The organism is Bifidobacterium commune (genome assembly GCF_900094885.1).
Taxonomy (GTDB): domain Bacteria; phylum Actinomycetota; class Actinomycetes; order Actinomycetales; family Bifidobacteriaceae; genus Bifidobacterium; species Bifidobacterium commune.
Window position 1 is genome coordinate 282116 of record NZ_FMBL01000002.1, and the last position, 22522, is coordinate 304637.

At 55.2% G+C, this 22522-nt stretch carries 18 protein-coding genes; 9 read left to right on the forward strand and 9 right to left on the reverse strand.

Translation table 11 applies throughout. The features are described 5' to 3' along the window. Positions 1 to 135: 135 nt before the first annotated feature. The 6 genes from GA0061077_RS05060 to rpsF all read right to left on the reverse strand — a co-directional run bounded on the left by GA0061077_RS05060 (position 136) and on the right by rpsF (position 6448). Positions 136 to 2691, reverse strand: coding sequence for an InlB B-repeat-containing protein (locus tag GA0061077_RS05060; protein ID WP_091847850.1), 2556 nt, complete (start codon positions 2689 to 2691; stop codon positions 136 to 138). Between the two features lie 265 nt (positions 2692 to 2956). Then, positions 2957 to 4375 (reverse strand): MFS transporter, encoded by a 1419-nt coding sequence (locus GA0061077_RS05065; protein WP_159426919.1) that lies wholly within the window; start codon positions 4373 to 4375, stop codon positions 2957 to 2959. A 308-nt stretch (positions 4376 to 4683) separates the two neighbouring features. Beyond that, positions 4684 to 5130 carry a 50S ribosomal protein L9 gene (rplI, locus tag GA0061077_RS05070; protein ID WP_091847852.1) on the reverse strand — a complete coding sequence of 149 codons (447 nt, stop codon included), beginning with the start codon at positions 5128 to 5130 and terminating at the stop codon, positions 4684 to 4686. A 17-nt stretch (positions 5131 to 5147) separates the two neighbouring features. Then, positions 5148 to 5396: a 30S ribosomal protein S18 gene (rpsR, locus tag GA0061077_RS05075; RefSeq protein WP_091847853.1), complete on the reverse strand. Its 249-nt coding sequence runs from the start codon at positions 5394 to 5396 to the stop codon at positions 5148 to 5150. A gap of 63 nt (positions 5397 to 5459) precedes the next feature. Beyond that, positions 5460 to 6065: a single-stranded DNA-binding protein gene (locus GA0061077_RS05080; RefSeq protein WP_091847943.1), complete on the reverse strand. Its 606-nt coding sequence runs from the start codon at positions 6063 to 6065 to the stop codon at positions 5460 to 5462. Between the two features lie 86 nt (positions 6066 to 6151). Further along, entirely contained in the window at positions 6152 to 6448 is a 297-nt protein-coding gene (rpsF, locus tag GA0061077_RS05085; protein ID WP_091847854.1) for a 30S ribosomal protein S6, read from the reverse strand. 454 nt (positions 6449 to 6902) lie between these two features. Between rpsF and GA0061077_RS05090 the strand changes: the two genes are divergently transcribed. From GA0061077_RS05090 to GA0061077_RS05120, 7 genes are all read left to right on the forward strand, one after another. Further along, positions 6903 to 7919: a ribose-phosphate diphosphokinase gene (locus tag GA0061077_RS05090; RefSeq protein ID WP_091847855.1), complete on the forward strand. Its 1017-nt coding sequence runs from the start codon at positions 6903 to 6905 to the stop codon at positions 7917 to 7919. 281 nt (positions 7920 to 8200) lie between these two features. Further along, positions 8201 to 9172 carry a ribokinase gene (locus GA0061077_RS05095; RefSeq protein WP_091847856.1) on the forward strand — a complete coding sequence of 324 codons (972 nt, stop codon included), beginning with the start codon at positions 8201 to 8203 and terminating at the stop codon, positions 9170 to 9172. A gap of 110 nt (positions 9173 to 9282) precedes the next feature. Beyond that, positions 9283 to 10344, forward strand: a complete 1062-nt coding sequence (locus tag GA0061077_RS05100; protein ID WP_091847857.1) for a LacI family DNA-binding transcriptional regulator — start codon at positions 9283 to 9285, stop codon at positions 10342 to 10344. Between the two features lie 546 nt (positions 10345 to 10890). Continuing rightward, entirely contained in the window at positions 10891 to 11850 is a 960-nt protein-coding gene (locus GA0061077_RS05105) for a nucleoside hydrolase (protein ID WP_091847858.1), read from the forward strand. 29 nt (positions 11851 to 11879) lie between these two features. Next, positions 11880 to 13307, forward strand: coding sequence for an MFS transporter (locus GA0061077_RS05110; protein ID WP_091847859.1), 1428 nt, complete (start codon positions 11880 to 11882; stop codon positions 13305 to 13307). Between the two features lie 608 nt (positions 13308 to 13915). After that, on the forward strand, positions 13916 to 14869 hold the full coding sequence (locus tag GA0061077_RS05115) for a nucleoside hydrolase (RefSeq protein ID WP_091847860.1): 954 nt from the start codon (positions 13916 to 13918) through the stop codon (positions 14867 to 14869). Positions 14870 to 14896: 27 nt separating this feature from the next. Further along, positions 14897 to 16303, forward strand: a complete 1407-nt coding sequence (locus tag GA0061077_RS05120) for an MFS transporter (RefSeq protein ID WP_091847861.1) — start codon at positions 14897 to 14899, stop codon at positions 16301 to 16303. A 74-nt stretch (positions 16304 to 16377) separates the two neighbouring features. Here the strand turns inward: GA0061077_RS05120 and GA0061077_RS05125 are convergent, their stop codons facing one another. Continuing rightward, complete coding sequence (locus GA0061077_RS05125) at positions 16378 to 18984, reverse strand: phosphomevalonate kinase (RefSeq protein WP_091847862.1); 2607 nt, start codon at positions 18982 to 18984, stop codon at positions 16378 to 16380. Between the two features lie 285 nt (positions 18985 to 19269). Between GA0061077_RS05125 and GA0061077_RS05130 the strand changes: the two genes are divergently transcribed. After that, complete coding sequence (locus tag GA0061077_RS05130; RefSeq protein WP_091847863.1) at positions 19270 to 19617, forward strand: phenylpyruvate tautomerase MIF-related protein; 348 nt, start codon at positions 19270 to 19272, stop codon at positions 19615 to 19617. 255 nt (positions 19618 to 19872) lie between these two features. On the opposite strand, the gene GA0061077_RS05135 is transcribed toward GA0061077_RS05130, so the two are convergent. Together GA0061077_RS05135 and GA0061077_RS07080 are read right to left on the reverse strand one after the other, a co-directional pair. After that, on the reverse strand, positions 19873 to 21420 hold the full coding sequence (locus tag GA0061077_RS05135; RefSeq protein WP_091847864.1) for a formate--tetrahydrofolate ligase: 1548 nt from the start codon (positions 21418 to 21420) through the stop codon (positions 19873 to 19875). Between the two features lie 432 nt (positions 21421 to 21852). Further along, positions 21853 to 22122, reverse strand: a complete 270-nt coding sequence (locus tag GA0061077_RS07080) for a hypothetical protein (RefSeq protein ID WP_143249611.1) — start codon at positions 22120 to 22122, stop codon at positions 21853 to 21855. 13 nt (positions 22123 to 22135) lie between these two features. Between GA0061077_RS07080 and GA0061077_RS07085 the strand changes: the two genes are divergently transcribed. Continuing rightward, positions 22136 to 22522 (forward strand): hypothetical protein (locus GA0061077_RS07085; protein ID WP_234696519.1); only part of this gene is annotated, 387 nt, incomplete at its 3' end.

Consider the following 22522-nt stretch of genomic DNA (forward strand, 5'->3'; position numbering starts at 1 on the left):
TAAGGTTTGGGATTATACGCGAAATTTCCCAAGTACAAAAAGGACCCGCTTCCGCGGGTCCTTTTTGTTTTAGCTTAACTACAGCAATATATCACCAATCGCATCGTCGAACAATCCAATTGCGACCAACCCAATTTACTTACTGCTGTTCGGCTCATCATCCTTGCGTTTGCGAATCAACACGAGAGCGACACCGGCAGCGAGAAGCGCCACAACCATAACCAGCACCGCCAACACGCCAACACCGGTATGCGCCAACGCACCCCTGAAAGTGGACGGACCCTTTTTCGAATTGAAAGCGTGACGAGCAGGATCATTCTTGGAGTTCTCTCCAACAGGATCATCGACCTTCTCCCACTGGGCGTAAGCCTTCCTTGCCGAAATCACCCGAGCCGAGAAATCAAACGGATCGTGACCCTCGGGATCCGAAGTCCATCCCTTGAAACGATATCCTTTACGAACCGGATCCGCAGGCTTGAATGCAAGATCGCCATGCGCTACGCTCTGCGAACTAACGTTCGAACCGCCTTGAGTATCGAACTGCACTGGATGGACAATCCGCTTCCAAATACCGTACACCGTCGTGCCATCAGGCAAGGCGGAATCAAAATTGAACGGAGTAGAACCATCCTTGCTCAGAGACCATCCGACAAACTCGAAGCCCTCACGCACCGGATTCGCCGGTTTGCCGGGAATACCGTTGTCGGCAGGTTCGGTCGTAAAGACCGGAGTGCCGTTCTGTTCATCGAAATGGACTTTCGCCTTCTTCCACTTCGCATGCAAGGTGATGGTATTGGTCACTGCGTCATCAAACGGGTATGGATCGGTTCCATCCTCGTTACGCCCCCAGCCTTCGAAGACGTAACCGGGCCTGACCGGATCTGCGGGCCGTTTCGCGGTCCCGTTATAGTCGACGCTCTGCACCGGCGGAGCAGCCACAGACGGACTGCCTGTTTCGAACTTTACATCATACTTGTTGACGTCCCACTGCGCGTGCAGAACGATGTCATCGGTAACCGGGTCATTCGCGATATCGAAGGGATGCTTACCTTCCTTATCAAGGGTCCACCCTTTAAAGGTGTGGCCCACCTTGGTGGGAGCAGTCGGAGCACTCGCATGCTCCTGGAAAGGCACACTCTGTCTATCCGCCAATGTGCTGCCGCCGACGGAATCCTTGAAATCGACATTGAACTTGTGTTTCTCCCACTGTGCATGCAGTGTCACATCGCCGGTGACCAGCGTATTAGCAAAATCATAGTTGCTACCGGCACCGTTCTCGTTCAAGGACCAACCTTTAAAATCATAACCATGAGATTTCGGATCTTCCGGAGCCGTAACTTTCCCGTCATACTCGATGACTTGATCAGGAGGATTACTGACGTCACTCTTATGCGTCACGAACGTGGCCTTGTACTTCTTCGCGACCCACGTCAACTTCACTTCGGAAGCAGAATCAAACTTATAATCAGTCGGAAGGCATCCAGTTACACCATCCTTCTGCCAACAAGGCGTATAACCCACTTTCGACCTGGTCGGGAACGGCACACTCGACGGAGTGCCAATGACCTCCGAACCAATTTCCGTGGTACCGTCAACATCAAAGAAGATCACCTTTACTTTTACGACCTGATTCACGAAGCCTTCGAACTTGAAGTTCTTGGAACCTCCTACCAAAGCCGAAAATCCCAGACCATGAATATCGGCCTTCGGGGAGCGCCATTCCACATAACCTTCACGGATATTCACATCTCCGCCTACGGGATCAGAACCCGTGATAGGCGCGTATGTTTTGGGATTGCCATCAGCAACGACAGCATCATATATCTTGTACGATTCACCTGGATTGCTCACTTGATAATCAGGATACTGACATACTTGTTCGTCTGCAGAAAACGCGTCCAATTGAGTCAAGAGACTGGACAAAGACGAGATGTCAATAATGTGGTTCGAATCGAGATTCAACTCTTTTAACGAGGTTAGTGCCCCCAGCCCGGACGGATCCTGAATGTCATTATCGCTTAGGCTAACGCTTGTCAGATTGTGCAATTGCGCAATCCAAGCGATATTCGACTTTGGTTTGGTCGAATCTGCCAGCCACGCATCGTATACAGTTGCACCTATTTTGCATGTCTCTAAGCGCAGACGTTCCAAGCCGGGGCTGTAGCGCGGCAGCAAATCAAATTTATCCTCACCTGCAAATTTCTTGATCGACAAATCCTTGAGATTGTGCAACTGGTCAAGATATTCGATATTCTTAAATTGTTTAGCGGCCAATGTCAGTTTCGTCAGCTTCTTCAAACTCCGCAGCACGGCGAATTCCTCTGATGGAGTGGAAGCATCTGTGAGAGTGAGCTCTTCCAGGTTAGTCAACTTCTCAAGGTTCTTGATATGTGGTGCATCAGGAAGATTCAACGCTTTAACCATGTCCGCATATGCCTGAGACAATACAGAGGTATCCCTCAAAGTCGTACCAACACCTTGAGCCTGTAAGGCTCTGACTACTTTAGCAGCCACATCTCTACCAAAACACTGTCTTATTGTGCTGGTCCCGACGATGCATTCCCCTGCACCATCCTCATCTGCATAAGCACTGGACGGCACCGCCAACAGACCGGTCACAGCCAAGGCGACGGCGACAAGCACTGCGGTCGCACGTCCACCCAATAACCGAATACCGTTCCTCAAACCCATACAACCCTCTCTTTGCCGCTTCCCACAGAACCGTGCTGCATGTACAGCACTTTCCGCATGATTAAAGTTCTACGAGATAGTATCACTAACGGCTAACCGATATCTTTTTGAGATAATTTTGTCTAGTGCAATGTTCAACAGAATCAATCATTTGGTGTGGTAACCGTACACTGGAATCACCCATATCAGACTGGGCATGATGGACATCCGGCTCAGGAAGCGATCACTCAAGCGGACAATGAGACGCTCGCCGTCGGTGGCTGTGCTATTCCCCTACAGAATGCATCTGAACAGGCTGGTGCTTGCGGATCCTGACGGAAACGAGAGTCAACACCAATGCCACCACCGAAAGCCCGATAAGCAAGGCGAAGGCATTTTCTCCCCCATCAATCGAAGCAACTTTGATGTCGTCAGGGAAATGGGCCTCACTCAAGGAAAGCGAGGAAGAAAGCACGCTCGTGCCCAAGGATCCCGCATACTGCTGTAACACGTTGAACAACGAGTTGAAATTGGTCTGCCGTTCGACGGGAACGAATTTGCTCGCATCCGACATGGTATTGCCGTAGCCAAAATTGAATCCAGCACGTAGGAACATATAGAGCAGCGCCAGCAACACAACGGACGCCTTATCTGTCATGAACCAAAGGGCCACCGCGCCGACAAGCAGCGAACTATTGGAGATAAGCAACACCAACGTCGGACCACGCCGATCATAGACCTTGCCGACCAACGGGGCAATGAAGGCACCCAGCAGGGAGCCCGGGAGCAGCATGAGCCCTGCGGTCAGAGAATCGATACCAAGGAGATTTTCCGCGAACACGGGCAAGAGGAAGGAACTGCCAATATTAATGAACTGCAAAACCGCATAGTTCACACCGCGCAAAGCGACGATCGGTTTGCACAACAGCCGCAGGTCAAGCAGCGGCCACTTGGCATTCAGGCAACGCCACACAAACAAACCGAGCAGCAACACGGAAGCACCAATGGCAATGCCCACACGATACGACCACCCGCCGTTGACCCCAATCTGGTCGAAAATCTGTGTGAAACTGACCATAAACAGGCTCAGCAGCACGAGTCCTATGCCATCAAACGATTCATCTGCGCCCTTGGCTTTCAGACGCAGGTTTGTCTCACCCAAAATCCATGCGATGACGAGCAACGGCAACGTCAGCACGAAAATAATGCGCCAAGAGAAGTAGTGGTTGATAAGGCCGCCATAAGTCGGGCCTAAAGCCGGTGCAAACGAGGTAACCATGTTGGCAAGCCCAATGTAGGTGCCGCGACGGCTTATAGGTACGAGGGAAAGAATCGCATGAATCAGCAGCGGTGTGGAAATACCCGTGGCCGCGGCCTGCAATAGACGAGCGAGCAGAAGGAGCCAGTAATCCAGAGGCAGGCAGCACAAGACGGTGCCGACGATGCTGACGACGACTGCACAGCGGAACAGGGGGCGTGTATCGAAACGTTTGAGCAGGAACGCCGAGGTGCTCATGACGATGGTCACCATAAGCAGATAGCCGGAAGTCAGCAGCTGTATAGTCGAAAGCGGCAAACCGAACTCATGGGTCATTGTCGTGAACGTGACGTTCAGCGAGGTCTCGGTCAAAATTCCGATAAATGAAAGTAAGGCTGCCGCTGCGATGGAAAGGTTTGTCTGCGTCGAAACACGTTCTTCTTGCAAAATCTCGGACCTCAATACGCTCTGCCAAATCAGGTACTCAGGGTATAGATGAAAATCTGCACACCCCGACCCTCCGGACATGCAACAGCCTCATTATACGGCGGTCGCCACAATTATTGGACAAGTGTGACCCACTCAACAATCGGACAATCAACGGCTCAGCTATTATTCGGCGCTTTCAACACCATATGGCGCCAATGCCTCATTCAGATTTTGCTGCTGAGCAAAACATAAAATCCCGCCCGTACTGGTGGTATGAGCGGGATTTTCGCTTAAGCTTAGAGTATTAAACCCAATATGGTGTGAAATTACTCAGCGACGACCTTGACGGTGAAGTTCGCGGAGATTTCGGGGTGCAGAGCCACGGTGGCGGGGAATTCGCCGGTGGTCTTGATGTTCTCGACCTGAATTGCCTTCGGATCGACAGCGGCCTTGGACTCGAGTGCGGTGGCGATGTCGAGGGCGGAAATGCCACCGAACAGCTTGCCGGACTCGGAAACCTTGGCGCTCAGCTCAACGGTGGTGCCGTCGATTGCAGCCTTGGCAGCCACAGCGTCCTCACGGGTAGCCACGGACTTGGCCAGGCGTGCACGCTTCATGGCCTCGATCTGGGAAGCGGCGCCCTTGCTCCACGCGAAGGCCATGCCCTGCGGAATAAGGTAGTTGCGCGCGTAACCGGCCTTGACCTCAACGACGTCACCGGAGTGACCGAGGTTCGCGACGGACTTGGTAAGAATAACTTTAGTTTCAGCCATTGTTCCTTGCCTTCCTATCAGCGACCGTTGGTGGCGTACGGCAACAGAGCCATCTCACGCGCGTTCTTGATAGCGCGGGAAATTTCACGCTGTTCCTGAATCGAAACGCCCGTGATACGGCGGGAGCGAATCTTGCCGCGGTCGGAGATGAACTTACGAAGCAAAGCGGTGTCCTTGTAATCGATCTCGGTGACCTTCGCGGTCTTCAGCGGGTTCGGCTTTTTCTTGAACGGCTTGACTGGTGGTTTTGGCCTTTTACGTGACATATCAATGTCTCCTTAACACTTAAATAACGTCTATTCTGTGGTTTTACGCTTCTTACAGAGCGCTTAGAACTCCGGCTCGTCGGAATCTCCACCGAAATCGGAGTTGCCTCCGAAACTGGAGAATCCATCGCCCGAACCAGCGGAGTTGCCCCACGGATCGGCTGCGGGGGCCGACTGGCCTCCCTGCGCCTGCTGAGCCGAAGCTCCACCAGAGTAGCCAGCGCCACCCTGATATCCGCCGTTACCGCCGCCGTTGAAACCGCCACCGTTGTGGGAACCGCCCTGGAACCCACCGTTGGAAGCAGCTTGACGTTGCACCTGAGCGGTGGCATAGCGCAGCGAGGGGCCGATTTCGTCAACCGTAAGCTCGACGACCGTGCGGTTCGAACCGTCATTGGCGGTGTACGAACGCTGTGACAGACGACCCTGCGCAATCACTCGCATGCCCTTGGACAGGCTCGACGCGCAATGGTCGGCCATATCCCGCCACGCGGAACAGCGCATGAACAGGGGTTGCCCGTCCTCCCACTGATTCGTGTTGCGGTTGAATGTCCGCGGCGTCGAAGCAATCGTGAAACTCGCGACCGAAGCACCGCTACCAATAGTGCGCAACTCCGGGTCAGCCGTCAGGTTGCCCACGATCGTGATAATCGTATCTCCCGATGCCATGCTTGCCTTCCTCATAAGCCTTTGGCGCTTCGATAACTATGAAGCACAAAGCGAATAGACTAAATTTATTATTCCCTCAAACGGACTTACTTGGCGTCCTTGCGAAGGATCTTCGTGCGAATAATGGACTCGTTCAGGTTCATGACACGGTCCAACTCGTCGCTCACTGCAGGCTCGCAGCTGTAGTTGACTACAACGTAGTTGCCTTCGGTCTTGCCATCGATCTCATAGGCAAGCTTGCGACGTCCCCAGATATCGGGGTCGGAAACGGAACCGCCTTCTTTGGTGACGATTTCCATGTGTTCGTTCGTCAGCTTCTTCAGGGCTCGCTCGTCAAGCTCCGGATCGGCGATGAACATCAGTTCATACTTGTGTGCAGACATCACCCACCTCCTTCGGACTACAGTCGGCCGCGGTCTTTCCGCGACAGGAGTGTGTATGCATGCCATCTCAGGACGCGAAACCACGCCAAAACATAGCTTTTCCATAGTAGGGGCTGGCGACGACTTCCAGTAATTCCGAAGCTTAGGCCATATCGCCCGAACCGCACACGTAAAGAGCGGTGCCTGATCCCTTCGGTATTCGTATCAACAGCCAATCGATACATAATCAACGAAGCGATTCAGACGTCAATTCAGAAATTGGCGATTCTCGAACCACCAACGACAAACCACGAAGGTCCGTCAATTCGGCGCAACCCGCTACACCCGATTTGCGCGGGGTTCCCTGTACCATTGGTAGACGGTTTCTATAATTCATCTTTGCCTCGTTTAGGTTCGGCGCTTAGGTGCCGAGTTGCTGGCTCGAACGCAAAGTCTATGTATCGGAAGGCGAGACATGTCCGCGATTCTCGGAGGAGAACCCACAAAACGACTGGCACTGGTGACAGGAAGATCTTATCCAGAGCAGGCACAGGCCACTGCAGAATGCCTGGGTACCGTGCCTCTAGAAACCACCGCCTACGACTTCGCCAACGGCGAGATGTATGTGCGCTATACCGAACCGGTGCGCGGCGCTGATGTATTCGTTTTGCAAAGCCATACGGACCCGATCAATAAGTGGATTATGGAGCAACTGCTGATGGTTGACGCTCTCAAGCGAGCCTCGGCACGTTCCATTACTGTGGTGGCGCCGTTCCTCGGCTATTCCCGTCAAGACAAGAAGGGACAGGGACGCGAGCCCATCACGGCCCGCCTGATTTTCGACCTGTTCCAGACCGCAGGCGCCGACCGCATCATGACCATTGACCTGCACGCTTCGCAGGAGCAAGGTTTCTTTGATGGCCCCGTCGACCATCTGACGGCGATGCCGGTACTGCTCGACTATGTGAAAAACTCGATGCCACTTGGAAACGCGACGATTGTCTCCCCCGATGGCGGACGCATCAAAGTCTCGGAACGCTGGGCATCCAAGCTCGGCGGTCTGCCGTTGGCCTTCATTCACAAGACTCGCGATGTGACGCGCCCCAACCATGCAGTGGCCCACGGCATCATCGGCGAGGTACGAGGACGAGACTGTGTGGTCGTCGATGACATGATCGACACCGCCGGAACCATCTGCGAAGCCGTACGCACACTTAATGAAGCCGGTGCGAAGTCGGTAACCCTAGTGGCCACCCACGGTCTGCTTTCCGGCCCCGCGGTGGAGCGACTAAAGGACTGCGACGTGCGCGAAATCGTCTTGATGGACACCGTCCCCGTACCGGAAGAGAAGCGCCTGCCCAACATGACGGTGCTCTCCATCGCCCCGCTTCTGGCGGCCGGCATGAAATCGGTCTTCGAGTCCGGATCGGTCTCAGGGCTGATGGACGGACTACCCGAAGACATGCACCCACGCAATTTGTATGCACGCTGAGCCTTCGTACAGACAGCGATGGGGGGGGGCGGAGCGAGACGATTACTGAAACCAGCCTCGTCCCGTTGCACCTATCGCCCCGATACGGCAATAGGTGCAACCACCCGCGTCAACGGGGGCATCGACCCAACACATACAGAAAGGATGAGATGAGAACACATCTAAGCCGCACCATCACCGAATTTGACTTCTTTGATAAAGCGTTTTATCATGTTCCATCAGATAACCTTCATTCAGTTTTTGGAAGCTTTAACATTTAATCGACGCGAAACGAGGATGAGATGAGCGCGAGTCCACTTTCTTTATTGTCTGATATTTCAGGTTCCATCAGCATCGTCGGTTCGATGAATGCCGATTACACGGTAACCACCGAGCGCCTGCCCAAGCCGGGCGAGACCATCAATGGCGGCCCGCTGCGCATCCTCCCCGGCGGCAAATCAGGCAACCAGGCCGCAGCGGCCGCACGCCTCGGCGCTCACGTCAACATTTTCGGTGCGGTCGGCTCGGACGATAACGCGGACTTCCTGCTCGCCCAGCTTGCCGATGCCGGCGTTGACACCTCCCATGTCCGCCACGTGGAGGGCGCCAGTGGCACCACCGTGATCACCGTCGACGACAACGGCGAGAACACCATCGTTTACTCCGCGGGATCGAACGCTAAGGTAGATTCCGAATATGTTGAGCAGCAAAAGGACGTGCTGCTCAACTCCTCCGTACTCGGCCTGTGCCTGGAGAGCCCCATCGATGCCGTGACCGCCACCGCAAGAATGTGCCACGATGCCGGAATTAAGGTGCTTCTGAACGATTCCCCCTTCACCGACAAATTGCCGGAAGAACTGATCGAGTACTCGGATATCCTGCTGATCAATGAGCACGAAATGGCTCAGCTGCTCAATATCGCGGAGCCGAGCAACGGCGACTGGCTGGGCATGGATTGGGGCTATATCGCTCGCGCTATGCATGAGTTCGGCTTTAAAGAAGCCCTGGTCACCCTGGGCGGAGAAGGTGCCATGGCCATCGACGGCGACCAGACCTATCACATCAATGCCGCCAAGATCGACGCAGTGGACACCACTGGCTGCGGCGATGCCTTCATGGGTACGCTGCTCGCCGGTCTAGCCTCCAAGTTCACTCTCAGCGATTCTGCATCCTTGGCCTCATACGTTGCTGCTTATGCCGCAACGAACTATGGCGCGCAGGCTTCCTACGGAAGCAGCGAGCAGATCAAGGCTTTCTTCGCCGACGCCAACTAGTACTTCCTAGCTCCGTAGCTTCTCTTAAGGTAGAATGCATGGTTGGATACCGGTCATCAAGATCGGGCGCGGCATTCGCAGCCGACGATTACAGCGCGAAAGGCGGTTCGATGAAAAAACATGCGACTCTAAGAGATATAGCTACCGCCGCAGGAGTTTCCATCACCACCGTCTCGCTGGTCCTCAACAATCATCCAACCCGCGTTTCGGACGAGAAGCGTGCTCTGATCAAGCATGAGGCCGAGAGACTGCATTACATCCCCAACCAGACCGCGCGAAGCCTGGTCACGAATCAGTCGATGCTGCTGGCACTACTGGTTCCCGACATCGAGAATTTGTTCTTCGCCTCGCTCGCCAAGCAGGTTGAAGATGCCTGCAGCACCGATGGCTACTCATTGATCATCGCCAATTCGAATGATTCAAAAGCAAACGAAATCAAGCTGTTACGACAATTCGAGTCGCGCAACATCGACGGTCTCTTCCTGATCCCCTCAAGCGAATCAACCAAGGATTCCACCGATCTGAGACAAAAGGTCGCACAGATGAATTGCCCCGTGGTACTTACGGATCGCTTGGTTCGCGAAAAATGGTGTGATGCCGTCGGATCCGACAACTACTGCGGAGGACAGTTGTCCGCGAAACTGTTCGTTGAAGCCGGTCATACCAATATCGCCTGCATCTCCGGCCGTCACGACAACGGCAACGCAGAAGCCCGAAAAGCGGGATTCGTGAATGAGCTACGCAAAAACAACATCGAAATAGACCCGGAACTTGATTGCTACGGTGCCTATCGATTCGACGGCGGCTATCAGGTCGCCGACCAGATCATCGATTCAGACGCCACCGCGGTCTTCTGCTGCAACGATCTGATGGCGTTGGGTTTTTCGAAGCGAGCAAACGAACGTGGGCTCAGCATCCCACATGACATCTCCGTGGCCGGATACGACAATGTGATGAACAGCCTCGGCATCGCTTCCGACCTGACCACCATCGATCAGGACGTACCAAGCCTAGTGCAGGCCTGCCACGATCGCATGATGAACCGCATCAATCGGCAGAACGATTCAACAGAGCAAACTCCTTGGCTGAGCGACCCACAAACATTGCTGATCAAACCAAGAACGGTTATCAGGGATTCGATCCGATCGCTGCATCAGACCAGCGTCGACTAGAGCCGCATATCGCCGCAGAGGTTGTGCCACTGCTTCCAGTTCATCGAGGCACTTTACGGGTGAATATCGCTTTGGGGCATCCCCACTCGTTTTACTGTCACGAGCCATCATCTTCCCGCTGCAAAACAAGCGGATGAAGCCTCTGCATACAGGCACGATCGAAGCTGACACCAGTGCGGTGAACCTGTCGGCGATTGTTGTTTGCCGTGTGATTACGACACGCCATGAATTGGTTCACAACAGAAAACCGATCACAAACGCCTCGAATCCCATGATCGGTTCCGTTTACCAAAGCCATTGAAAATCCTCGAATATATGCCCCAAGAATAAAAGAAGGCCGCATGCTTCAGCGACTGTTTTTACCTTCACACGTTGAAACAGTTGTTCTGAGAGTGGTTTGGCCAGCTATCGGAAAGTATTTATTATTGCTAACATATTGATAAAGCGTTTTACCAATATTAATGCGAAGTTACGAGCAATGGCGCCCTTTGGATAACATTATATTGAAGTTACACTTCAGCCTAAACGCTACTGGAAGGCAGTGGAATGAAAAAGAAGATCATCCTTGATCTGGATACGGGAATTGACGATACCCTCGCCATCTCCTACATCCTCGGCAGCCCTGAGGTCGAACTCATCGGCATCACCAGCACGTACGGCAATGTCCTCGTGGATCAAGGTATCCGCAACGACCTCGCCGTCACCGACCTGCTCGGTCATCCCGAGGTACCCGTATACCCGGGCGAGAGCCATGCCCTGAACGCAGACTCGTTCGCGGTTTCCGACATTTCCGCTTTCATCCACGGCAAGAACGGCATCGGTGACGTCAACATTCCCGATTCCTTTCGCAATGCCGAAAGCATGAACGCAGTCGACTTCATCATCGACTCGGTCAAAAAGTATGGCAAGGACCTCACATTCGTGCCCACCGGCCCCGAGACCAACATTGCCAAGGCACTTCAGAAGGCTCCTGAAATCAAGGATGAGATCGGCAGCATCGTGATCATGGGCGGCGCACTGACCGTGTGCGGCAACGTGAGTGCTACGACCGAAGCCAACATCTCCCAAGACCCTGAAGCCTGTGACATTCTTTTCCGTTCCGGTGCACCAGTAACGATGGTCGGCCTTGACGTGACTCTGCAGACATTGATGACCTACAAGGATTCTCAGCAGTGGCGCGAAATCGGTACATCGGCCGCCACATTCCTTGCGGACATGGTTGATTACTACATCAAGGCTTACGAGACCACTTCGCCGCACCTCGGCGGATGCGGCCTGCACGATCCGCTCGCGGCGGCTGTTGCGGTTGATCCGACGCTGGTCACGACCCTTGATATGAACATGAAGGTCGACACCGAAGGCGAGATTCGCGGCCGCACCATCGGCGACAACGAACGTCTGAACGACCCGCACAAGACCATCAAAGTCGCGGTAGGAGTCGACAAGGAACGCTTCCTGAACGAATTCATGACTCGTATCGGCAACCTTGCTGCATCGGCAAAGTAACCCGCAACAAGCTATTCCAAGGAAAAAGAATGACCGAAATAAACAATCAGGGCACCGTCAACCCCTCAACTTCGGCAGTTCAGAACGAGCCCGAAATTACCAACGAAATGGCCATCAAAGCCTTGATTCCGCTGTTGATCACCTTTATCCTAGGCACCCTATGCCTGCAAGGATTCAATCTGGTGTTCACCGAGGTCGGCAAGGACGTCGGAGCTCCGGCTCAGGCTTCTCTGATTACCGCACTGCCCAGCATCGTGCTCGGCATAGTCTGCTTCGTTTACGGCTCCCTGGGTGACTTTGTCTCCCTGAAAAAGCTCGTCGTCGTGGGCATCATCCTGCTGCTGGTAGGATCCGCTTTCGGATTCGCCGCCAACATCTTCATGCAGGCAAACATCTGGACTGTCATCATCGCCCGCATTATCCAGACAGCCGGTGAACAGGTGGCCGGATCGGTTTACCTCGTGGTTGCCAGCAAGTACTTGAAGGACTCCCTCAAGGTTATCTTCTTCGGTATCTTTACCGCTGGCTATCAGGTCTCCGCAGCCATCGGTGTCTTCGCCGCAGGCTGGCTGACTTCCATCCACTGGCAGTATCTCTTCCTGATTCCGATCGTCACCGTGGTCTTCCTTCCGCTCCTGCTGCACAACCTGCCGAATAAGTCTGGCACTGGCAACAAGGTGGACGTTTGGGGCTTCACCATCTTTGGCACCGCCACCGCGTTCCTGACCCTCTTCTTCTCCTACACCGCTTGGTGGATGCTTCTGGTTTCGGCCGCTCTCTACGTCGTCTTCGCGGTGTACATCCACAAGGCCTCCAACCCGTTCATCACCCCAACCTTCTTCCACAACAAGCATTGGATCATGGCCATCAGTCTGATTCTGCTTTTCTACCTGCCGAACTATTCCTTCTCCCCGATCTTCAATGCAATCGGCACGGGAATCTATCACCTCGGCACCCAGGAAGTTTCACTCTACATCGTGTGGGCTTTCGTGGTGGCAGCCGTGTTCGGCACCTGCTCCGGTTGGATCATCGACAAGATCGGCAAGCGTGCGGGCATCATCTGCGCGGCCTGCTTCCAGCTCATCGGCTTGATCATCGCCGCATTTTGCGTCAGCGTCAGTCCTGCGGCGCTTGCAATCGCCGGATGCCTATACTACGCAGGCGTGGGCTTGCTGTACTCCCCGGTGGTCGATACCGCCTTGGGCACACTGAGCAAGGATGAGTCCGGCCGTGGCGTCGGCATGAACGATCTGGCGATGAACGTCGCCGGTTCCATTGGCATCGCCATCATCGGTGGCTTGATGACCTCGAAGAACATGACCGGTTTCAGCATTGCCGGTTTGACCGGCGATGCTGCGAACTTCAGCAACCTGTTCCTGGTCGCTTCCATCGCCACCATTATCGGCCTTGCCATCTTCCTCATCTTCAACAAGGCCATCTACAGCGAGAGCGAGTGATTCGACACTCACCCGCTTCGCCCGAATGACCGAACTAAGCCGGGACCTGATATTACATCAGGCCCGGCTTTTTGATAATCATCTCTGCCCGAGATACATGCCGGCATCAATGAAATGCATGCAGAACGAGACTGACGACATCAACAGGGGCAAAACGGCAAAGAGCCGGACACATCGTTGCGGGTTCCTGCCTTAATATTCGATTACAACACGGTTCATCGATGCGGCAAGCAGCAAATAGCGATGCAATGTTGCATTCCATATCGATTTCTGCAGTGTTTTGCTTGCACCCCGATATGTATTGACATCCGAAATCCACAGTCAATATCAGCAACGATTCACAAATGTTTTGGTTTGGTTTTCGACATTTCTAAATATATTGCCGCTTATCATCAACGAAATTATTCAATATATTATCAGATACGTAATATGTAAGACATGCACATCTAATTTGACGCCTTGAGGAAAACAAATTATTATATAAACCGATCTTGATAAAGCGTTTTATCAAAATTCATAAAAATTAACATGCAACGGAGCACGGCATCCAAGGGAGGTTCTGGACACCGCCGCAGCAATGAATCCCCGTAATTGAGAAAGGCATTTTTATGAAAAAGGTTATTCTAGACCTTGATACAGGTATCGACGACGCCCTTGCCTTGTCGTATATCCTTGGCTCGCCGGACGCCGAACTCATCGGCATCACCGCGACCTATGGCAATGTCGTCATCGAGCAGGGCGTTACCAACAATCTGAATCTTCTTGCGATGTACCATCGGGAAGACGTCCCGGTCTACAAAGGAATTGCCTACCCCACGGGGACCACATCTTTCGAGCCTGAATGGTTCGTTTACCACGGCAAAAACGGAACAGGCAACATCTCCATTCCCGCCACCGCCACACGTACCGCGGAAGAAAAATCAGCCGTCGATTTCATTATCGATTCCGTACGCGAATACGGCAATGACCTCGTGGTCATATCAACCGGATCTTCCACCACCATTGCAGCCGCCCTCGAAAAGGCACCTGAGATCATCGGCAAGATTCATCTTGTGGTGATGGGCGGATCGTTGACCCAACCGGGCAATTGCAATCCATTCCAGGAAGCGAACATGGGACAGGATCCGATCGCATCCAACAAGATGTTTGCCACGGACGCCGACATCACCATGGTCGGTCTCGACGTTACCACCCAGGCGCTGATGAGCAGGGAAAACACACAGGCCCTTCGCGACACCGGCACCACCAGCGGAAAGTTCCTTGCCGACATGACCGATTACTACATCGGTGTCAGCGAAAACGACGAAGGCGCGCCGCAGGGCGTATGCAACCTGCACGATCCGCTCGCAGCCGCGGTGGCGCTCGACCCCACGCTGGTCAAGACCTTCCCAATCAACCTCAAAGTCGAGACAGAAGGACCGAGCATTGGCCGCACCATCGGCGACCCGTCCAGGCTCCTGTCTCCTGTCAAGAACACGAAGGTTGCGTTGGAAGTCGATACAAAACGTTTCACGGAACGATTCATGGAACGACTGCTCTCGCTCGTAACCTCGATCGACTGAGCATAAACAGGGAAAGGAAATACGACAATGACCGATGTCAGCCCCCAAACAACGACCGCGGAAGCGGACGCTCTGTTTGAAGAGAACCGACGCAAGACCAAGAAGGCACTACCCAGCCTCCTGATCGTCTTTACCCTCGGCACACTGATGCTTCAGGCGTTCAACCTGGTGTTCCAGAACATCGGCGATTCGCTGAACATGTCTTCAAGCGCTTCGCTTATCAGCACCCTTCCAGGCATCGTGCTCGGTGTGGTGTGCATGCTTTACGGCACGCTCTGCGATTTCATCTCGCCCAAGCGAATCACCATCGCCGGCGTTACCGCACTGGTTCTCGGCAGCTTGCTGGGCTTCTTTGGTGCATCGAACTTCTGGATCGTTCTTATCGCACGTATGATTCAGGTCGCTGGCGCCCAGGTCGAAGGCTCCGTCTTCCTGGTGATGGCCATGAAGTATCTGAAGGACAATGAAAAGGCCGTCTATCTCGGTGTATTCAACGCCGTGTACTACCTCGCGTCAGCATTCGGCGTCTTCGCCGGCGGTTTCATCACCTCCTTCGATTGGAAGTATCTCTTCCTCGTTCCAGCACTCTCGATCTTCTGCGTGCCGTTCATCGTGAAGAACACCCCCGACATCAGCGCCAAAGGCGAGAAGATGGACTACATCGGCATCATCATCTTCGCACTCTTCGCGGCACTCATCGCGATCTACTTCTCCTTCCCGAGCGTTTGGTACATCGTCGGCATCATCGCGCTCGCTGCGATCTTCGCTCTTTGGGTCGCTTTCAGCAGCCACCCGTTCCTGTCGAAGAGCTTCATCACCAACGGCAAGTTCATGTCGATTGTTCTGCTGCAGTTCGTCTACTACTTCTTCAACTTCGCCTGCGTGCCGATCTACAACATCATCGGCGACAAGATCTATAACATGCCGCTTACCACGATCTCGCTGTGCCTGACCATTGTTTATGTGGTGGCCACTATCGTAGGCGTGTTCTCAGGCCCACTGATCAACAAGCTCGGCCGTACGACCACCCTTGCGATCGCATCGGTAATGCTGGTTGTCGGCTTCGCTGGCTCCGCTATCTTCATCACGACCAGCTTCTGGCTGCTGACCGCACTGGCCTGCATCTTCATCGCCGGTATCACCGCCGTTTACACCCCGCTCTACGATGCGGCATCCTATGCGCTTCCGGTCGACGAGAACGGGCGCGGCGTTGGTATTCTCGACCTGGTCATGAACACCTCCGCTTCCATCGGTATGGCCGTGTACTCCGCGTTGATGGCGAACCCTGCCATGGAAACCAAGGGCCTGTTCGGAGTTGACAAGGGCGTTGCCGCAGCGACTTCAAACATGTTCTGGATTATGGCAACCGCTGCATTGCTCGCCCTCATTCTTTTCGTGATTTTCAGGAAGTCGTTCAAAAGCAACAAACAGTAATTAGCCAGTTACCTTGGTTTACGAAAGATGGAGCTGCCAATGCGCAGCCCCATCTTTTTCTATATTCGCAGCGACTAAATGCTGCGGGTACGAGAGCGATGCGCCAGCACTGAGATGGCAACACCCAGGAGACGTGACTCTTCGGCGGTCGTGCCAGTGACCAGCAAATCGGTATGCCGCAAGTCCGCAACGGTTCTCGCACCAAGCAAGGCCATCAGCGACCGGACCTGTTCCTTCCACCCGTTGATTTCCGCCGTAAGCCCGTCTTCTCCGGTAGCATTGAGTACGTGCAGGAAATGACCAGATACGCCAACGGCCTCGGCTCCGAGAGTGAGCGCCTTGACAACATCAAGAGGGTTACGCACACCGCCGGACGCCAGAACTTGGGTATGCGCTGCAGCACCGCCGGTCGATTCGGTATTAGCAGCCGATTGAGAGTCAACGGTTGATTCGCTGTCATTGGGCAGCAATTCAAGCAGGCACAACGCCGTGGACTGACCCCAACCGGCAAGATAGCCGTACTCGTGCTCTTGGCGCCTAGCGTTCTCGATACGCGCGAAATCCGTACCGCCACGACCGCTGACATCAACGCAGCGCACACCCATTTGGGCGAGCTGCCGCACGGTCTGCGCGCTCATGCCGAAACCGACTTCCTTGACAACCACCGGCACCGGAGATGCCTCAACAATTTGCTTGATATGCTGCGGCCACGACTCGAAGTCGCGCGAGCCTTCCGGCATCACCAGCTCTTGGGCTGCGTTGAGATGGATCTGTAACGCGTTCGCATGAAGCATTTCCACCGCGTGGAGCGCCTGGGACACGTCAACCGTGGCACCAACGTTGGCAAAGACGAAACCTGCGGCGTTGTGCTCACGAATCGTGGTGAACGTGGGCTCGAGACGCGGGTCGCGGATGGCGGCGTGCTGCGAGCCCGAGGCCATCGCCAAACCCGTCGCGGAGGCGACACGGGCGAGTGAGGTGTTGATCTGCTCGGCTTTGGCCGACCCTCCGGTCATCGCGTTGATATAGAAGGGCACGTCCCACTCCACCCCGCACACTTGCGTGCTCATGTCCACATCTTCAACGGCAATGCTGCCGAGGCTGTGATGAACGAATGCTAGATCGTCGAACGCGTTGCGCCGCATATCGCCGTATTCATCGAGCGCCAGACGTATGTGGTCGTCCTTGCGGTTCGAGCCGGGTGAAACCGTTTGAGACCGTGAAGTTTCGTTGTTTACCTGAGCGGCGGAGAACCGACCCGATGTTGCATAATTGCATGCAGCGGTGTCACGGACGCCATCGCATGAGTCGGCGAAACCGTTATCGGCACCGGCACGGCTTTGCGCATTGTCCGTCACCGCCGTTGCGGGAAAGCGACCAGCGCCATCGTCGACGGCACTGCCAGCCCAATCGGCAAGCTCGAGCTGCGGCTCTTGTACGGAAAGATCCAAAGGAACGATGTCCTTCTGCTGCCAGCCTTGGCGGATGGCGGCCGCATCGGCGCCAGGTCCGGCGATCGCAATACCGCAGTCACCACCGCCGGCACCGGAGCTTTTCGCCGCGGCTCCGTGACGTTCGGCAACATCGATCAAATTGCGCAATGACGGGGTCTCGATGGTGACACCGGTGAACAACGAAAGTTCCTGCAACAGTTTGCGGGCCTGCCGCACGCAGGCGATGACGGCCTGCTCATCGTCCGCGGCCAGCGCCTGCGCCAACGCATCGACGCAGGCATCGCTGCCGGTAAGGAAGTCCTGATACATCCGCTCATGCTCGGCGGCGCTTTGCTGCTGCACGTGGCCAACGAGCGACGACGTGGAAGCTGGACTGCCAGTCCAGCCAACCATCAGACGCAAGGTGCTGCTCGGCTCAAACACGCGAAGACGGGCGATGCTCAGGCCGGGCCAAGGCATGTCAATCAGCGCACTCAGCGCGGTGTCTTGCAAACGGTTGGTGACCCACTGGCGATCGACTGCGGTAAAACGAATGCACCCGCCCAACAGACTGGCTGCAAGGTCGCCTCCCGAACCTACTTTCTGTGCACGACTTGCGGCCACGAACGCAAGCTTGTATTGCTGAATCGGCGTGAGTTCAAGCTCATAGAACGACGTGAGCGCCTTGACCATCGCCACCGTCACGGCAGCCGAGGAACCGAGGCCGTATTTGCTCCCCGATGCATCGTCGAGCTCGCTTTCGATATTTACGTCATAGACTTTAAGGGCTCTGCTCTGCTGCTGTGCCAGTTCCTCGACCGCATGAATCACGGCAAGAACGAAAGCCGCACCCGGCTGCTCGAGATCCGGTACCGCACGACCGGCACGTCGACGCCACGTCACGGAAGCTTCGGGATGACCCGCAGAATGAATGCGCCCGACCGGATCGACACCGAATGGCTGCGCTTGATCGGCGGACGTGTCGTGCTCGGTGATGCGCACGGTGAGCATACGGTCCACGGCCACCAGAATCGCCGGATGACCATGTTCAACGACGGCATACTCACCGGCAATGTAGAGCTTGCCAGGTGCCGAAGCAGCACTGCTTTTCGGTTCCTGGATTCCCCCACCGCTCATCGTCCTGTCGATCCTTTCCGCAAAGTCCTTGACTGCATTCGCTTCCCGCAACATATCTGTTTGAAACCTTACCGCAAAATCGCCAGAAGCCACATGACGCAGTATTGTCATCTTCTTTCCACCAATGTACGCACAATCGCCGGGGAGCGAAACGTTTAACGCATACTCTGCACCAAATACCCCCGATTACTTGGTGCAGCGGTACGCGAGGCCGTGAGGCACTGGCCGAAGTGCGGAAGCCTGTCAGGTCACGAGCAACCGAGTAACCTTGAAACGGAACGATTGCCGGCAATCAAAAGCACCGGGCGCCACAACAATGAGCAACACGGCGAACGTGAGCCGCCAGCACGGTAGAATCGGAAGCACTGTAGATTCGCTTCACCAAAGGAGTTACCCATGCCAGTCATCCACACCCACGTTTCCGTTTCCACCACCCCCGCCCAGCGCGAGGCTCTCAAAGCCGCGTACGGCAGGGCCATCACCGCGCTTCCCGGCAAGACCGAAGCCTGGCTGATGTGCCCGTTCGAAGACAACATGCCCATCTACTTCGCCGGCGACGACAGCAAGCCGTGCGCCTACATCGAGGTCAACGCAAAGGGAGACAACGTTGGTCGGACTTACTGGGAAGAGATGTCGAGGCAGATCATGTCCGCGCTGAGCAATGAGCTCGGCATACCCGAGGACCGCACCTACATCCGTTACACGGCCACGGCCGACTGGGGCTGGAACGGCGGCAACCTCTGAGAGCCCCGCGCTTCCACCACAAAAACCCGCCCTTCGGCAACCATCCAAGGTTGCGTCGAGGGGCGGGTTTTCGTTTATCTGCGACTGGCTGATTTGCAGGATTTTCGGCACCGATTAACCGCACAAGCTCCTCAGGTTTCCGGCCTGATGTTTCCGTGCCAACCTTATCGGGAGTGTTTACCGATTCCGGCTTTCATGCGGGATTATTCGCGCACCCACGCAAACTGCGCTTGACAATGCCGCGCCGCCTGCAGCTCAAACAATTTTCGGCATCGGGGTGGTCAGCGAGGTGGTGAGGTTGACGTGCACCACACCGGCACCCAGATGTGGATCGACCTTTTTGAGGGTTACCGTGCGCTCGCCGGCTGCAGCTGAATCGTCATCGGTCATCGTGGCCGGCGACTTGACCGCAACCACCGCGAGGTCATCAATGCTTGTGCCGACGCCCTTGCACAGCTCCGCCGCCGAAGCGAGCGAATCCGCGAAGCCGTCTTTGAGCAGCACGCGGTCGGCAGGAACGCCGTACACGTTGGCGGCAATCCACTGCACATCCTCGACCAGCCCAATGCCCTTATGGCTGCCGCGCTTATCGGCGTGCTGGGCGGAAGCGCCGCCCGAAACGCCCGCAATATCCGAGTTCAGCGCATCCACGAACCCATCAAGCTGCGGAGCAAGAGCCTGCCCTCCATCGCGGAAGAGGTTGCCAATAATCGGGTTGCGCAAATCGAGCGATGCTGCCGTGTCTCGCAAAGTATCAATCCGATCGTCCTCCCCATCCCACAAGTTGACCAGCGGGAAGGTCGGAATGCCAAGATTCTCAAGGCGATGAACGTGGAAGGGATAGCGCCAAGCGAGCTTCGGGTCGTCACGCCAGGTCGAGGCGCGGGTAACGACCACCGCGGCGGACGGCCACTGCGCACCGAACTCGCGGCAGGCGATATCAAGCCACTTCTGTGCTCCGGCGTCGGCCCCGTATCCGGCCTCGACCACCACCACATCGTGAAGCGCGCACGCCATCTCAACCGACACAAGGCTCGGGATGCCAAGCGACACATTGGCGAACGGACCGCAATGCACATAAACCGGCGAGCCGTTAACTGTTTCGGTCAGGGCCGGTTTCACCGCATCGCCCAGAATGCCCGTAATTCGCCACAAATCAACGAACGAACCGAAGGTAACGGGCTTGCCGTCCTTGGTTCCCGCGACCATCTTGGAAACGCGCTCGGCAACCTCATCCATGGAACGCGAAAGCACCACAATCTGCATGAGCTCGCAGGTCGGCGTGAGCACCACCTGCTCGGCAACGTCCCCCTTGCCACGGTCCACGGCAATCTGACGCAGCGAACGCGAGGGAACTTCGGAAACGCGCGGCACGAGAATCGTGTCGATGAGGCCATCGTCAACCGCTTTTTCCGCGAACGAGACCAGCAGGTTCTGCGCATTCTCAATGGCGGCCATCTCGCCGCACAGGCCCCAGTCAATCAGTTCAGGATGCGAAAGCGAGGATTTGCCGCCGCCCGATGCCCCGCCTTTGGAACCGGCCGCAGTGATGCCCATACTCGGCTGACGCAGAACGGCAGTTGCGTCGACGCCACGGGCACGCAGCGCATCGATCAGTGCAATGGTGGTGGTGGTTTTGCCCTCACCGCGCGAGGCTTTCAACGGCGTATCGGCGGTGACCAGCACGACCTTCCCGTGCTTGCGCGGCTCATCGGTGTACTTCTTCAAGTAATCGAGATACCCGAACGCATCAATTTTCTTGACCAGTCCATATTGAGTGCTGAATTGATCGATCAGAGTCATGTTGCACCTGCTTTCTGCGCATAGCCATCGCTGTATGTCGGCTCAGGACGACCTTAACACATTCGCGCGCACAATACCTCGCAAAAGCATACAACTATGATGACACGCTAACCCCGTCCCTTATCATCCACAATCTATCAGTAACGGCACGTATCGCCATGTCGATGACTGATACCAAACCTCAACACAAAATGTTCATTTAACGATTTTTTTATCATAATGTATGATAATTTCATCTATAGTAAACACAGTTCAGGGGGAAGTTCTGTAAAGGCAACTCACGTCGAGAAGACGCAGAAACCCTGCAGAAGAAGCCAGAAGAAAGAGTTGGGTAATTGTGAACATCTTCAACAACATCATTGCTGCGGCATTGTGCATAACCATGGCAGCTGCGCCATCCGCGAAGCAGTCTGAGGCGCCGAGCAGCGCATCTCAGCCACAACAAACCTCAAGCGCTCCCAGATCAAGCGTGGGACAAGGCACGAAACCACGCCCCGGACCGACGGAGCGCACAATCACCGATCCCGTCAAGCCCAAGAGCGGCATCAACTCACCAGTACCAAACGATGCATTAGCCGCGCCCACCACTCTCGGATTGTCAACGGCACCCGCAGCTCCGCTCGGTTCTGCCGCAACACTGAATCCACCACTCCCTCCGTTGGCTGGGGCTATGGGTGTACAGGACAGCTCCTGCACACCCATAGCCCCCAGAACTTTGGGAGAACCCGCTAACGACAGTACCGTCAATCGCGTGCCCGGCAGGGACCCAAGCCCCATACAATGGGAACTCGGTAGCGACTGCACCCTCACCATCCACCACGGCACCAGTCCCAACAAAGTTGGTGTTTGGCCTTGGCAGCAAAATGCAGTTATCGGCAACAACTATGTTGCCAAGGTTCGCATCGACGGCAACGTCACCCTCTACAGCGATGGAGACGGCTATTCACCATTTCGCTTACGGACACTTCGCGAGGTGCGCGTGGACGGCACCCTCCACCTCGCAGGGAATATGGCCGAGAGCCTATTTGTGTTTGATTCTAGTCTTAGCGACTTCACAGGTGCTGGCCTCAGCGGTTTCGAAACCAGCCAAGCAAAGAACATG